The following is a 15,802-nucleotide window of genomic DNA, read 5'->3' as shown; positions in this document are numbered from 1 at the left end:
GTTCAATTCAACGAACAGGATTTTTTTATTTTATTACCATTTTTGATATTACTTTGTAATCATGTAAGTTGTGATTGTTACCGTATCCGTAGCTTCATCATAATTTTCCAAAACTAGATTTCCATCTGCAGTAAAATAACCATAAGATGATTTATCCTTCGCTTTGTAGATGAAATTGTTGTTTGACGTTTTTCTTAAAACTGCTGATTTCTCACCGTTTGGAGCGAACATCGTATAGCCACTTTTGTCACTTGCTACCTGATATTTCATTCCGTCTAACTCATAATAAGCAGATCGGTCAACACTAACTAATTTGGTTACCCCGTTTTCTGTGATTTTTGTAGTAGCAGTAACTTCTACTGGACTTTCTTTTATGTTCTTATTTAAAACTTTAGAATCAGAATCTTTCAATTCAATACTTTGAACTTCTTCTATCTCTTTGGTTCTAATTACTTGTTTATTCCCGTCAGAATCTTTAACTGTGGTAATATTAGTTTTAACTTCTGATTTTACATTTTTTTTCTGTGCTTGGATATTTATAGAAAATAAAAAAGCGGCCATTCCTAACATTATAATTTTCATAATATTTAATTTACTGATTTATATATTATAAAGATACGGGTGTTTAACCTGATAATTGTTACATAATTACTGTAAAAGCTTGTGTTATTTACTCCGGAAAACAAGGGCGCACTGTCAAATAATCCTGACCTTCTTTTTTGCTATAATGACGTAGGTGTCGTAAGCATAGGTCTTTCTATCTATCGTTTGTATGATTTCAAAACGATTTAAATACAAAAACAATTGCATTTCATTTAACGTGAATATCCGAACAGTCGAATAATCAGTGGCAATCAATTCTTTTCCTAAGTCACTAATAATATAATATCTCGCTATCCAATCTAACATGAAATTTTCCATTGAAGTGGTCTCCCAAGTGCTCTCCCTCAGGTAGTGGACTCCTTCGTGTTCTGCCTTATGGGTGATACTTGTATTTTCATTTGCGTAAGGAACAAATCGATTGGCATCTATGAAATCAAAAATTATAATACCGTCGTCTGTAATATTGTTATATAGGCAAGAAAACGTTTCATTTACATCATCGTTAGAGATTAAATAACTGGTAGAACGTCCTGTTATAATTATGGAATTTACCTTTTTATCAAGGTTAAAACCCCGCATATCGCCGTGGATAAAATGACAATCCTTTGTTCTTTTTTCTGCAATCGAAATCATGCTTCTACTATAATCCAAACCGGTATAATCTTGATTGTTAGCTTTAAAGCGTTTAGCTAAATTCCCCGTACCGCTTCCTATTTCAAGTATAGTTTTACAGTTGTATTCTTGAAGTAATTGATTGTAGAACAGATACTCTTCATCATAGTCGACAAAGGTTTGGTACATGGCGTCATAAATAGCGGCCATTTTTCCATCGTATAAGGTAGCCATGTTTTGTTAATTTAGGTAATTCGGTAATGGGGGTTGTTGTTATTAAAATAAGTTAGCTATTGTAATTCAATGTTATAGCCGCTAAATGTAGGTAAAAAATATGATATATAAAAAATGGCTGCCCTTAAAGGACAGCCACTTTTCATACTAATTAAACCGTTGTACTAGAAATTAAGACCTAATCTTGCATAATAATAAGCTCCACTAAAACCCATTTGTACTGAATCCCAGTAACCACCAGCTTCTGTATTTCCTTGTTCGTCTTGCTTGTCTGGATACACATTAAAAAGGTTGTTGCTTCCTATGCTCAATTTAAGACTTTTAGAAAGCTTATACCCTAATGTTAAATCAGTAATCATTTTTGCTGTATAAACATCATCTTCATCTCCATAATCCACTAAGACTACTTTGCTGAATTGTGTGAAAGCTAAACCTGCATCAAATTTATTTTTCGAATAATTAAAGTTTAAACCAAATTTGCTCTTAGGCGCAGATGCCAATAAAAACGCTTTCTCTCTTTTTCCAAAGAAAATATCTTCAGATAAATTCCTGTTTTTTACATTTTCAATTTTCATGTCATTAATGTTTCCAACAAGTGTAGCACTAAATTTTGAGACTCCAAATGATTTTTTCCAAGCGAAAACCAAATCTAATCCTGTTGTTTTTGTGTCAACTCCATTAGCAAAGAATTGTGCTTCTGAAACACCTAAGTTAAATGTACTTGCATCGAAATATCCAGTTAAAACAATTCTATCTTTGACTTTAATGGAGTAGCCATCTACTGTAGCTGTAAAGTCACCAAAATTAGCTGTAAAACCTAAAGAGGCATTAACTGCCTTTTCTTCATTAAGTTTTTCTATACCAAAAGCATTAGTAACCGGACTATTGTTAGGCGATAGTATCACTTCTGTTGCTCCAGATGCATTGAAATTTGTGAAACGTAAATTATAATAAATTTGCGCTAATGAAGGAGCTCTAAACCCAGTACTTACAGAACCTCTAATATTGAAGTTTTTCGAAACTTTAATTCTTGCAGCTAATTTTCCATTTAATGTACTTCCGAAATCACTATAATTCTCATAGCGAGCAGCAGCACTTATCAACAATGCATTTGTAATATCAAACTCTGTATCAGCATATAGTGACAGGTTAGTACGACTTTTATCTACCATATTAGCAGGACTGTACCCCGGAAACCCTTGAGATCCACCTGGTCTTAATTCACCAGAGATTGGATCTGTTGGAGCAGATTGAGTTGTTGGATCAATAATCACTCTTCCTGAAGTATCGTAAGTAGAATAAGAACCTTCTTCTCCAGCAAAAATATTGAATTTTTCTGTTCTAAACTCTGCTCCAAATGCGATATTCATTCCGTTTAGTACTGAGCTGTAGTTTTTAGAGAAATCAAAATTTGTAGTGTTTTGACTTAAACTATGACCTCCAGCATCAAACTCAGTTGGGGAAGCACCTTCTAACGAAGCGTTAATAGTTCCTTTGATGTAGTAATGAAAAAGGTTTTTACCATAAGCATTACTAATATCAATTTTCCATCCGCTGGCAGTCTCTGTTCTAAAGCCAGCTGCAAAGGAATTGTCTAGAATATTTGAGGTTATTCGGGGGGAATACCCTCCGGGATAAATTGATTCTACAACTCGTTCGCCGTCATTTCTTGTAAAAGCATACGCGTCAGTATCTCTATAGTTTCGTCCTCCAAAAGCATAAAACTCAGTTTTGTCTGAAACCGGGATAGCAAAATTTCCAAAAACATTAAAGCCTTGAATGGCCGCCTCTCCAAATCCTTTCCTGAAATCATATCCAGGGCGTAATGTTTTATTTTTATTTAAATATTCAGTGGTGAAGTTAGCAAAACCACCTTTATCACCAACTGCAACGCCATAATTTGCTGCCACTTTTACAGATCCTCCGTCAAAAGACTGGTCTTTTCCAAATGAATTTCCATTTCCGTTTTTATCTAATCGGTATCCATCTGTATTTGCAGTTCCATCTAGGAAGTCACCTTTAGCATTGGTGTTATAGACTCCATATGTTATCGAACCAGTTAGCTCATCTACGCTGTCATTCAGCACAATGTTGATGACTCCTGCTATTGCATCAGAGCCGTACTGTGCCGCAGCACCATCTCTCAAGATTTCAATTCTCTTGATGGAAGCTGCTGGAATTGCATTCAAATCCGTACCCGTGTTTCCACGTCCGCGAGTTCCAAAAAGATTGATTAGTGAAGATTGATGTCTTCTTTTTCCATTGATTAAAACTAGGGTCTGATCTGGACCTAATCCTCTTAACGAAGCCGGGTCTACGTGATCTGCCCCATCTGAACCAGATTGTTTGTTAGCATTAAAAGAAGGAGCAACATATTGTAGTAACTCATTAATTTCTAATTTTCCACTTTGTGTTGTTACATCTCTAACATTAATGACATCAATAGGCACTGCTGAGTTTACGACAGTTCTTTTCGTATTTCTGGAACCTACAATTTGGATTTCTTGTAAGGCTTGACCACCATCTTCTGATAAAACAACGTTAATTATAGAACCTATAGCAGCCTTCTCTACGTTAGCAAAACCAATATAACTAAATACAATAATAGCGCCTTCTTTGACTTTCATTTTATAAGCACCAGCCATATCGGTGGATACCCCGTTTTGTGTTCCTTTTTCGATGATATTAACACCGGGAAGAGGAGAGCCTGAGTTGTTTTTTACTACTCCAGAAATGTCTTTTTGTGCAAAAAGGAAACTGGCATTCAGTAATAAAAATAATAATGTGATTTTTTTCATGTTAAGGTAATTTGGTTTTGTTTAGTCTAAATTTCTGATGCAATATAGATTTTTTTTAACAAAATTTTAAGGAAACTCCCAGGTTTTTATAAAAAGTGGTCAATTAAATCCGTTGTTTGTAATTAATTGAACTCAAGCACTAGGAAAAATCACAATATAAAAAAAGGGCTATCCAGCGGATAGCCCTTTTAAAAAGGATGATTAAGAATTAAAATCTATAGTTCAAAGATAAATTGAACATAGTTCCTAATTGACTAAAGTGGTACCCATCATAGGTCATTTGAGAATAACGTTGGTTAAAGGTTATTAAGTTAGAGGGAGAGTTTGTAACAGCTGCACCATCGAGAATTGCCTGACCCGTTGGAGTTGCGTTTGTAAAACTCCATTCTGGCAACACATTAAATATGTTATTTACATTTAACGATAAGGTCAACTTTTTAGTAGCATTAAAATTAATTCCTAAATCTGTAACAACTTTTGGAGTAAACTCTGTTCTTAAATCAGATCCACCATCTTGTTGAGCTCCCGCTGGTATATCAGCTGGATTAACAAAAATGCTTTCTAAATTTTGTAAACCTTGTTGAGCAAATTTCGTTTTACCAAAATAGGTATTGTTAAAATTGAATCCAAATTTGCCAATGTCATAATTGACTCCTAAAATGAATTTCATTTCTGGTCTTGAAGTAAAGAATAACGCTTCTTGAGTATCATTAACAACAGATTGTCCTGCAGCTTCAACAATAGCTGGGTTGTTAACTGCTCCATCTCTTGCATTTTCGATAACATAGTTTCCAGATAAGTTAAAACCTAATTTACCATCACCCACTTCAAGTTTGTCGTAAGTTATTACAAGATCTAAACCAGAAGTTTTTGTATCTATAGCATTTGTAAAAAAACTTAAATCACTCAAATTATTATCACTCAAAATTTGGTCTAAAGCAGTATTACCTGCTGCAGATGCGCCAATTTCTGTACTTAAAACAACTCTGTCTTTTAAATTTATACTATAATAATCTATTGTAAAACTAAAATTTCTACTCACTTTTCCACCTAAACCAAATGTAAAGTTTGTAGAAGTTTCTTGTTTCAATTTAGGGATACCTAATAAACCAGCTTGAGAAGAGACATTGTTTACCAAACCACCTACTTGAATTCCTTGTCCAGGCACAAAACTATATTGTGCTTTTTGAGTATAAATTTGGTGTAATGTAGGTGCTCTAAATCCTGTAGATAAGGAACTTCTTAAAGTATATTTATCGTTAATAGTGTACGCTCCACTTACTTTCCAAACAAAAGCATTTCCAAAATCAGAATAGTTTTCATTTCTAATCGTACCGTCTAAAGTTAAGTTTTCAGTTGGATTCCAGTTTAAAGAAGCATACCCACCAAAGTTATAACGGGTAAATTTCCCTGAATTTTCTGGGCTATTACCTGCAAATGAATCTGCACCACCACCATCATAAGAACCTAATTCACCTTCTATAACTTCAAAAGTTTCATATCTAAATTCACTACCAAAAGCGACACTTAGATTTTCTGTTAAAATTTTTGAGATATCTAGGTTACCAACATTGTGATAAAAACCTGTTCCTCCTGGATCAAAAGATTTTTTACTGTTCTCTCTGTATATGGAAGTTGCATCAAATTCTCCTGTTTCTGTGTTATATGTTGGTACATAAACGAAGTTTCTATTATGAGATTGATTTACTTTATAGGTTTGAGAGTTTCCACCAGTCGTAAAACTAGCATCTACATTCCAATCATTAATTACAGATTTGAAACCTATAGTAGCATTGTAGTCCTTAAGGTCTCCTTCAAAAGTAGGAACATATCCGTCATAACCTCCTGCATTGTTTGGATTATTTCCAGGGAAAAAATTTGCTAAATATGGCATAGATTCAACCGTTCTCCAATAAGGCGTTCTGTAGTTTGCAAAAGAGTTTACTTTTTTATTGATAAAAGCAGCATTAAAATACATGTCAGATTGCTCGCTTAGTTTGTAGTCACCATTTATTAAAAACTTAGCTGCAGCAGTTTCAGGCGCACCATTTATGTTGTTAGCATCTGGATTTCTACTTAAAAATTCTCTAACATCGGTAATGTTAGCTCCAAAATCTGCAGCTTCTCCTGCAGCATCCACTGTTCCAGGTCTATTTGATACATTCGTTTTTGAAAGATCTACTGTATAGTTAATAAACCCTCTATCATCACCAATAGAAGAGCCATTGTTCAGGGAAACACCAATCATTTCACCATCACCAGCAGAAGTTACTCCTGTTCTTAATGTTGCAGAACCTCCACCAGGGTTATCTTTCAAGATAATGTTAATTACCCCAGCAATAGCATCAGAGCCGTATTGTGCAGATGCACCGTCTCTTAAAACTTGTATGTCTTTGATTGCATCAATTGGAATTCCTGAAATATCAGAACCCGTTTCACCACGTCCAGGAGAGGTTTGCGTGTACAACAAAGCACTTAAATTTTTACGTTTACCGTTTATTAAAATTAATGTTCTACTTGGCCCCATGTTTCTAATTTCATAAGGATCTAAAAGAGAAGTCGCGTCATTTACTGGAGTTTGTACCGTACTAAATGATGGTATTCTGTACTGTAAAGCTTTGTCGAAGGTTGTTTGTCCTGTAGAAACTAGATCTTTCGCAGATACTACATCTATAGGTAAAGGACTTTTGGTATTACTTCTTACCGGAGTTCGCGATCCTGTTACTACAATCTCTTGTAATGCCTGTCCGCCTTCTTCTGATAAAACTACATTAACTGTGGAACCTGTAGCAGCCTTCTCTACGGTGGTAAAACCAATATAGCTAAAAACAATCGTAGCGCCTTCTTTAACTTTAATTTTGTAAGCACCATCAATGTTGGTTGAAACCCCGTTTTGTGTTCCTTTTTCGACGATGTTTACTCCTGGAAGCGCCGCTCCAGAAGCATCTTTTACTAAACCTGAAATTTCTTTTTGTGCAAAAAGAAAACTGACGTTCAGCAGTAAAAATAATAGGGTAATTTTTCTCATAATAAGTTCTTTTGGTTTTTGGTTGGTTTAATTTCATTGGAAAGATAATAAGTTTTTAACTTGGGTTTAACATATAATTAGTTTTTATTATAAAATATATGATTTTACTATAATAATTGGGTTAATTTCCTAATGTGACATATTAGTTGCGGTTTTATTACGAGATACTCAAAAAGTTAAAAAAAAACTTTACAAATGCATTAATCTATTGATTATGATGTCTGAGATTTATTAAATCTTATATTTGCACACTTTTTAAAATTAATATCAAACTTAAAGCGATTAAACGTTTTATGTAAACAATACTATCATGAAAGCAGGAATTGTAGGGTTACCAAATGTTGGGAAATCAACATTATTTAATTGTTTGTCAAATGCAAAAGCGCAAAGCGCCAATTTTCCTTTTTGTACTATTGAACCTAATATAGGAGTGGTCAACGTACCCGATTCTAGAATTGAAAAATTAGAAGAACTGGTCAAGCCGGAACGTGTGCAAATGGCAACGGTTGATATTGTAGATATCGCAGGTTTAGTGAAAGGGGCCAGTAAGGGCGAAGGATTAGGAAATCAATTTCTAGGTAATATTAGGGAATGTAATGCTATTATTCACGTGCTTCGTTGTTTTGATAATGACAATATCGTTCACGTTGACGGAAACGTTAATCCCATTAGAGATAAAGAAACTATTGATATTGAGTTGCAATTGAAAGATCTTGAAAACGTTGAAAAACGTTTGGAGAAAGTAAATCGTGCAGCTAAAACCGGAAATAAAGAAGCGCAAACTGAAAAAGCACTTTTAGATCGAATTAGAGAAACGCTGTTACAAGCTAAATCGGCAAGAATAGTCATTCCTCAAAATAACGATGAAGAGTTGTTAATGGAAGCTTTTCAATTGATTACTGCAAAGCCAGTTTTGTATGTTTGCAATGTAGATGAGAATTCAGCTGTAAACGGAAATAAATATGTAGATCAGGTTCGGGAATTAGTAAAAGATGAAGATGCTGAGGTTATTATTCTTTCTGTAGGAGCAGAGGCTGATATTACCGAATTAGAAAGTTACGAAGAACGTCAAGTTTTTCTGGAAGACATGGGTTTAACGGAGCCAGGAGCTTCTGTTTTAATTAGAGCAGCTTATAAATTATTGAAACAACAAACGTACTTTACCGCAGGTGTAAAAGAAGTTCGTGCTTGGACGATAGATGTTGGATCAACTGCACCACAAGCTGCAGGAGTGATTCATACCGACTTCGAAAAAGGTTTTATCCGTGCCGAGGTTATCGCTTATGAAGATTTTGTTCATTACGGTTCAGAAGCGAAATGTAAAGAAGCAGGAAAGTTTAAAGTAGAAGGAAAAGAATATATCGTTAAAGATGGAGATGTAATGCATTTTAGATTTAACGTGTAATAGTATTAAGAGAATAGAACACAGAATAGAGAAACCGTAGAAGTAATTTTACGGTTTTTTTGTGTTTGCTTAAGACAGAGCGGGCTGTTGATAACTTGTTTCCGACTCTACCTCTCAAAATTTAAAGTAAATTATATTTTTCTAAAACAGTAAAAGAGCTTTCTTTGGCTGCTGCATTTTATCAAGAAAAAAACGATTATTTAGAATGAAACAATTTACTTATCTATATGTTGTGTAGGTAATTAGAGAAAAAAAGTTCTATTAGTTTTAAGTAATGACACATAAATAATGTTTTAGTCTCAGGCGTTCTAGTGTAATGCTTACTACCCGTGCCAATTCGACGGCGTACTATCAATATAATAAAATTCAAAATGACACCTGCTGATGAGTCTGGAGTCTTGTTTTAACTTTTTAAATCTATCTCTAATTATTTTGCGCTGGTGCCAATTTTTAGTACATTTAGTGAAAACAGAATGATATGAAAATAGTCGCTTTCGGCGCAAGCCCCAGTAAAAATTCCATAAATAAAAAATTAGCGACATCCGCAGCCCACTTATTTGAAAATTACGAAGTGGAGGTTTTGGATCTAAACGATTTCAGCATGCCTTTATTTACCGTGGATATTGAAGAAGAAATAGGAGAGCATTCTCTAGCGCAAGCCTTTTTAGATAAAATTGCTAGTGCTGATGTTTTGGTAGTCTCCTTAGCGGAAAATAATGGAAATTATTCGGTAGCTTTCAAAAATGTTTTTGATTGGTGTACCAGAATTTCTGGTAAAGTTTTTCAAGAAAAACCCATGTTGTTAATGTCTACGTCCCCAGGAGCTAAAGGGGGTACAGCTGTGTTAGAAATTGCTAAAAAAGCTTTTCCGTTTTATGGTGGAAATATTAAGGCCGCGTTTTCATTACCAAGCTTCGATGATAATTTTGATATTAAAAAGGAGCAAATCAGTAATGTTGAATTGCGTAAAGAACTTCAAAAATTAATAGAAGATAATTTTTAAAGTAACTATGACTCTTGTCCAATTACACTCGATTTTAGATAATGATTTTTACAAATTTACGATGCAGCATGCTGTAATCAAGCTTTTTCCAAAAGCTGAAGTTCGTTATGAATTTATTAATCGTGGAAATCATCAATTCCCACCGCATTTTGCCGCTTTACTTCGTGAAGCTGTCGATGCGATGATTCACTTGAAATTAACAGTAGCCGAAAAGAAATTCCTGACCGAGAAATGTCCTTATTTAGATCCAACGTATTTAGATTTTTTGCAAGGTTATGCGTATGATCCTACTGAAGTTAGTATTGAGCAGCATGGAAGTGAATTAAAAGTTACTATTGTAGGATATTGGTATAGAACGATTCTTTGGGAAGTTCCTTTAATGGCTTTGATTTCAGAACTTTTTTATCTGTCTCAAAATTTAACTCGCATAGCTGATGAACAAGTCAAACGCATTGCTAAATCAAAAATAGAAAGTTACAATAGTTTGGGAGTTGTAATTTTAGAATTTGGAACTCGACGTCGTCATTCTTATTCAGTTCAAAAATTAGTTACTGAAACATTAGATGCTTTTGGTGCCGATGCTTTTTTAGGAACTAGCAACGTACATTTAGCGATGCTACAAAACAGAAAACCGTCAGGAACTCATGCACATGAATGGTTTATGTATCATGCATCAGAATATGGATTCAAAGTGGCCAATGCCATAAGTCTCGAGAATTGGACAAAAATATATCAAGGTGATCTGGGTATCGCATTAACGGATACCTACACAACTGAAGTATTTTTTAAACAGTTCAATAAAAAATTTTCTAAACTTTTTGATGGTGTGCGACACGATAGTGGTGATCCAATTGAGTTTGCTAAAAAAACAATCGCACATTACGAAAATATGGGAATAGAACCACGCTCTAAAATTATTGTTTTCTCTGACTCGTTGAATTTAGAAAAGGTAAAAGCCATTGCTGACTTTTGTCGAGGTAAAATAAAAATGTCTTTTGGAATTGGTACAAACCTTAGTAATGATGTGGGTTTACCTGCAATGAATATGGTAATAAAACTCAAGGAAACTAAGATTACAAATAGCAGCTGGGAAGGTGTTGTGAAATTATCAGATGAAAAAAATAAACACACAGGAACTCCAAAAATGATTGCTCTTGCCAAACAAGTTTTAGGAATAGAATCTTCAAACTAATTGATTTTATAATGTCAATATAATTCTTAATAACTTTGATCGCTTCCTCTTTTAAAATATAGCGAGATAGCCTATATTAGCACAAAATCCACAAAATTTAAAATGTCAGATCAAAATCAGTATACTGAAGATAATATTCGATCGCTCGATTGGAAAGAGCACATCCGTATGCGTCCTGGTATGTATATTGGTAAACTGGGAGATGGATCTTCGCCTGATGACGGGATTTACATTCTTCTAAAAGAGGTGCTGGACAACTGTATCGATGAATTCGTTATGGGTGCTGGTAAAACAATCGAAGTGACCATCAAGGACAAAACGGTAAACGTTAGAGATTATGGCCGTGGAATTCCTTTAGGGAAAGTCATTGATGTGGTTTCTAAGATGAATACTGGGGGGAAATATGACTCCTTGGCTTTTAAGAAATCGGTGGGTTTAAACGGAGTCGGAACAAAGGCAGTAAATGCCTTATCTAATTATTTCCGCGTGGAATCTGTTCGTGATGATAAACAAAAAGCCGCCGAGTTTTCTGCTGGTAATTTGATGTTGGAAGAAGAGGTTATTGATACCACCAAGAGAAAAGGAACCAAGGTTACTTTTATTCCAGATGAAGCTATTTTTAAAAATTACAAATACCGTTATGAGTATGTAATCAAGATGGTGAAGAATTATTGTTATTTAAATAATGGGTTGACGATAGCATTCAACGGAGAAAAATATTATTCTGAAAATGGTCTGAAAGACTTGTTAGAAGAAACTATTCATGCTGATGATTTAGAATATCCCATCATTCACTTGAAGGGAGAGGATATAGAAATCGCTTTAACGCATAGTAAAACGCAATATAGCGAAGAATATCATTCCTTTGTAAACGGACAGAATACTACACACGGGGGAACGCATCTTGCGGCTTATCGCGAAGCTATTGTAAAAACCATACGTGAGTTTTACAATAAAAGTTTTGAGGCCTCAGATGTACGTAAATCAATTGTAAGTGCTATTAGTATCAAAGTGATGGAGCCGGTATTTGAATCACAGACCAAAACTAAGTTGGGTTCTGCTGATATGGGATCAGAAGCGGGAATGCCGTCTGTGCGCACTTTTATTAATGATTTCGTTAAAACAAAATTAGATAATTACTTACATAGAAATACGGCGACTGCAGACGCGCTACTGCGTAAAATTCTTCAGGCGGAACGGGAACGAAAAGAATTATCCGGAATTCGAAAATTAGCCAAGGACCGAGCTAAAAAATCGAATTTACACAATAAAAAATTAAGGGATTGTCGTGCGCATCTCACCGATACGAAAAACCCGAGGAATCTAGAAAGTACGCTTTTTATAACAGAGGGAGATTCTGCATCAGGATCTATAACCAAGTCTCGAGATGTGAATACACAGGCTGTTTTTAGTTTGCGTGGAAAGCCTTTGAATTCTTACGGCATGAACAAAAAAATTGTTTATGAAAATGAGGAATTTAATTTATTACAAGCTGCATTAGACATTGAAGATGACATGGAAAACCTGCGTTACAATAATATTGTGATTGCAACGGATGCCGATGTCGACGGAATGCACATCCGGTTGTTATTGATTACCTTTTTCCTTCAATTCTTCCCTGAATTGATAAAAGAAGGGCATTTGTACATTTTACAAACACCGCTTTTCAGAGTCCGAAACAAGAAAGAAACGATTTATTGTTATTCTGATGAAGAAAGAAAATTAGCCATTGAAAAACTAAAGCCAAAGCCAGAAATCACGCGATTTAAAGGTTTGGGAGAGATATCACCAGATGAGTTTAAAAACTTCATTGGAGAAACGATTCGGCTAGATCCTGTTATGATGGATAAAAACACATCGATTGAGCAATTGTTGTCTTTCTATATGGGGAAAAACACACCAGACCGACAAGAATTTATCATCAAGAACTTGAAGGTAGAGTTGGACGTGATTGATGCAGTGTAAATTTAAAATAGTAGTATAATGATAAAAAAAAACATCTCATCTCGATTATTTTGATTTTTACTATTGCCTTTTCAGCTACTTTTTTTATCATAAAAAGCAATGATCACAAAGAATGCGAAACTGTGATGAAAAAAGTAAAAGATAAAAACGGACATGAAGTAATAACAACAACGCATGTTTGTCAAGAAAAATATTCTTTTTAAGGATTAAAAATTTAAAATATAATTGTTACTATTCAATAGGTTTTATTAAATGAAAGACGAAGAAGACGATAATATCATTCCGCAAAATGAAGGTGAATCCCAAGGCGAATCAAACGAATCTAGTAAGTCAAATGAAGAAGATTTTGAAGATGTAGTAACTTCTGGGGGACAGCATTTTTATGATAATCACGAAGGTGAAAATGATACTATTACTAAAGTTACAGGAATGTACAAGGACTGGTTTCTTGATTACGCTTCTTATGTAATTCTGGAGCGCGCCGTTCCTGCAATTGAAGATGGTTTTAAACCGGTTCAACGTAGAATCATGCATTCTCTGAAAGAATTAGATGACGGCCGTTATAATAAAGTGGCTAACGTAGTGGGTCATACCATGCAGTATCATCCACACGGAGACGCAAGCATTGGCGATGCCATGGTGCAAATAGGTCAAAAAGAACTATTGATTGACTGCCAAGGAAACTGGGGGAATATCCTTACCGGCGACAGTGCAGCGGCATCTCGTTACATTGAAGCCCGTTTGTCTAAATTTGCATTGGAGGTAATTTATAGCCCAAAAATTACAGATTGGGGAATGTCTTATGATGGTAGAAGAGCGGAACCTAACAATCTTCCCGTTAAATTTCCATTGCTTTTGGCACAAGGTGCTGAGGGTATTGCAGTAGGACTTTCTACTAAAGTATTGCCACATAATTTCAATGAGTTAATAGATGCATCGATAAAAATACTGAAGGGAAAACCCTTTACGATTTATCCGGACTTTATGACCCAGGGTATCGCAGATATCTCCAACTATAATAATGGATTGCGAGGTGGCCGTGTTCGGGTGCGTGCAAAAATTGCTCAACTGGATAAAAACACCCTAGTGATTACCCAAATTCCGTTTTCGACTAATACGACTACTTTAATTGACAGTATTTTAAAAGCCAATGAGAAAGGAAAAATAAAAATAAAAAAAATTGAAGACAATACTGCTGCTGATGTTGAAATTCTAATTCATCTTTTTCCAGGGGTCTCTCCAGATAAAACGATTGATGCGTTATTTGCTTTCACGGCTTGCGAAACATCCGTAGCGCCACTAGGTTGTGTAATTGAAGACAATAAACCTTTGTTTATAGGTGTTTCTGATATGTTGAAAATTTCGACTAATAGAACGGTAGGTTTATTGAAGAGCGAACTGGAAATTCAATTGAGTGAACTAGAAGAACAATGGCATTTTTTATCTTTAGAGCGAATATTTATTGAGAACAAAATATACCGTGATATTGAGGAAAAAACGACGAGAGAAGATGTTATACAAGCCGTTGACGATGGTTTAAAACCACATATTAAACATTTAAAACGCGCTATTACTGAAGAAGATATTCTCCGTTTGTTAGATATCCGAATCATGCGTATCTCTAAATTCGACAGCAATAAGGCACAAGATAAAATTGAAGCTTTAGAAGGAAATATAGAGCAAGTGAAACACGATTTAGAGCATTTAATTGAATTTGCAGTTGCATATTTCGCTAAACTAAAAGAGAAGTACGGTAAGGGTCGCGAGCGTCAAACTGAACTTCGTGTTTTTGATGATATCGAAGCTACAAAAGTGGTTTTAAGAAACACTAAATTATACGTTAACAGAGAAGAAGGGTTTTTAGGAACCAGCTTGAAAAAAGACGAGTACGTGACGGACTGTTCAGATATTGACGATGTAATTGTTTTTCTTCGAGATGGAAATATGATGGTCACTAAAGTGGATGCAAAAACCTTTGTGGGTAAGGACATCATTCATATTGCTATTTTTGACAAAGGGGATAAGCGTACCATTTATAACGTGATTTATCGAGACGGCAAATCGGGGCCTTCTTATATAAAAAGATTTAACGTTTCAGGAGTTACCAGAGACAAATTGTATGATTTGACAAATGGAAATAAAGGATCGCAAATTCTATATTTTACTTGTAATCGAAATGGTGAAGCTGAAGTGATAACTGTTATGTTGCGCCAGATAGGAAGTATTAAGAAGTTAAAATTTGATTTTGATTTTGCTAATTTGACCATCAAAGGACGCACTTCTAAGGGGAATTTAGTGTCTAAATATCCAATTAAGAAAATTGAAATTAAAGAAAAGGGAATATCTACCTTACTCCCAAGAAAAGTGTGGTACGATGATACGGTGCAGAGATTGAATGTAGATGAAAGAGGAGAGCTATTAGGGGAGTTCAGACCCAATGATAAAATTTTGATTATCCAACAATCAGGGAAAATAAAGGTAATTACGCCTGAATTGTCCACTCATTTTGATTCAGATATGGTGGTGTTAGAAAAATGGACTCCTAAAAAACCAATTTCTGCCATTTATTACGATGGAGAAAAACAGCGCTACTACATTAAACGTTTCTTGGTGGAAACTGAAAATAAAGAAGAGCTTATTATAACCGAGCATCCAAATTCACAATTGGAAATTGTATCAACCGATTACCGTCCGGTAGTTGAGTTGGTTTTTCCAAAAATAAAAGGGATTCAAAAAGAAGCGATAACAGTGAATATTGAAGACTTTATCGCGGTGAAAGGATTTAAGGCTTTAGGAAACCAATTAACTACTGACAAGATCAAGCAGGTGAATATGTTAGAGTCCTTGCCTTATGATCCTCCTCAGGAGATTGTTCTTGAACGCAGAAGTACAAAGGATGATAGTACAGATTTTCAACGCGATGAAGATGGACAAATCATTCTGTTTTAACTTTTAAATAAAA

9 protein-coding genes are annotated in these 15,802 nt (G+C 34.8%); 5 read left to right on the top strand and 4 right to left on the bottom strand.

All coding sequences use genetic code 11. The features are described from left to right. Positions 1-48 precede the first annotated feature (48 nt). The 4 genes from A3SG_RS0113935 to A3SG_RS0113920 form a co-directional block, all read right to left on the bottom strand. Entirely contained in the window at positions 49-582 is a 534-nt protein-coding gene (locus tag A3SG_RS0113935; RefSeq protein ID WP_016990626.1) for a hypothetical protein, read from the bottom strand. 114 nt (positions 583-696) lie between these two features. Then, complete coding sequence (locus tag A3SG_RS0113930; RefSeq protein ID WP_016990625.1) at positions 697-1,449, bottom strand: class I SAM-dependent DNA methyltransferase; 753 nt, start codon at positions 1,447-1,449, stop codon at positions 697-699. 164 nt (positions 1,450-1,613) lie between these two features. Further along, a complete protein-coding gene (locus A3SG_RS0113925) occupies positions 1,614-4,247 on the bottom strand; it encodes a TonB-dependent receptor domain-containing protein (protein ID WP_016990624.1) in 2,634 nt (877 codons plus the stop codon). A 208-nt stretch (positions 4,248-4,455) separates the two neighbouring features. After that, positions 4,456-7,275, bottom strand: a complete 2,820-nt coding sequence (locus tag A3SG_RS0113920; protein ID WP_016990623.1) for a TonB-dependent receptor — start codon at positions 7,273-7,275, stop codon at positions 4,456-4,458. 310 nt (positions 7,276-7,585) lie between these two features. Between A3SG_RS0113920 and ychF the strand changes: the two genes are divergently transcribed. From ychF to A3SG_RS0113890, 5 genes are all read left to right on the top strand, one after another. Further along, positions 7,586-8,680 (top strand): redox-regulated ATPase YchF, encoded by a 1,095-nt coding sequence (gene ychF / locus A3SG_RS0113915; RefSeq protein ID WP_016990622.1) that lies wholly within the window; start codon positions 7,586-7,588, stop codon positions 8,678-8,680. A gap of 478 nt (positions 8,681-9,158) precedes the next feature. Continuing rightward, positions 9,159-9,683 carry an NADPH-dependent FMN reductase gene (locus tag A3SG_RS0113910; protein WP_016990621.1) on the top strand — a complete coding sequence of 175 codons (525 nt, stop codon included), beginning with the start codon at positions 9,159-9,161 and terminating at the stop codon, positions 9,681-9,683. Positions 9,684-9,690: 7 nt separating this feature from the next. After that, positions 9,691-10,875, top strand: a complete 1,185-nt coding sequence (pncB, locus tag A3SG_RS0113905) for a nicotinate phosphoribosyltransferase (protein ID WP_016990620.1) — start codon at positions 9,691-9,693, stop codon at positions 10,873-10,875. Between the two features lie 102 nt (positions 10,876-10,977). Next, complete coding sequence (locus tag A3SG_RS0113900; protein ID WP_016990619.1) at positions 10,978-12,840, top strand: DNA topoisomerase IV subunit B; 1,863 nt, start codon at positions 10,978-10,980, stop codon at positions 12,838-12,840. Positions 12,841-13,092: 252 nt separating this feature from the next. Further along, positions 13,093-15,789 carry a DNA gyrase/topoisomerase IV subunit A gene (locus tag A3SG_RS0113890; protein ID WP_016990617.1) on the top strand — a complete coding sequence of 899 codons (2,697 nt, stop codon included), beginning with the start codon at positions 13,093-13,095 and terminating at the stop codon, positions 15,787-15,789. Positions 15,790-15,802: the final 13 nt, after the last annotated feature.

It is taken from the genome of Flavobacterium sp. ACAM 123 (genome assembly GCF_000264055.1).
Lineage (GTDB): Bacteria > Bacteroidota > Bacteroidia > Flavobacteriales > Flavobacteriaceae > Flavobacterium.
The sequence above is the reverse complement of the archived record's forward strand: the minus strand, read 5'-3'. Positions and strand labels throughout refer to the sequence as shown.

Bases quoted from the DNA above. Each gene is read 5' to 3' on its own strand.
- A3SG_RS0113935 (WP_016990626.1), bottom strand. From the start codon at position 582: ATGAAAATTATAATGTTAGGAATGGCCGCTTTTTTATTTTCTATAAAT.
- A3SG_RS0113930 (WP_016990625.1), bottom strand. From the start codon at position 1,449: ATGGCTACCTTATACGATGGAAAAATGGCCGCTATTTATGACGCCATG.
- A3SG_RS0113925 (WP_016990624.1), bottom strand. From the start codon at position 4,247: ATGAAAAAAATCACATTATTATTTTTATTACTGAATGCCAGTTTCCTT.
- A3SG_RS0113920 (WP_016990623.1), bottom strand. From the start codon at position 7,275: ATGAGAAAAATTACCCTATTATTTTTACTGCTGAACGTCAGTTTTCTT.
- ychF (WP_016990622.1), top strand. From the start codon at position 7,586: ATGAAAGCAGGAATTGTAGGGTTACCAAATGTTGGGAAATCAACATTA.
- A3SG_RS0113910 (WP_016990621.1), top strand. From the start codon at position 9,159: ATGAAAATAGTCGCTTTCGGCGCAAGCCCCAGTAAAAATTCCATAAAT.
- pncB (WP_016990620.1), top strand. From the start codon at position 9,691: ATGACTCTTGTCCAATTACACTCGATTTTAGATAATGATTTTTACAAA.
- A3SG_RS0113900 (WP_016990619.1), top strand. From the start codon at position 10,978: ATGTCAGATCAAAATCAGTATACTGAAGATAATATTCGATCGCTCGAT.
- A3SG_RS0113890 (WP_016990617.1), top strand. From the start codon at position 13,093: ATGAAAGACGAAGAAGACGATAATATCATTCCGCAAAATGAAGGTGAA.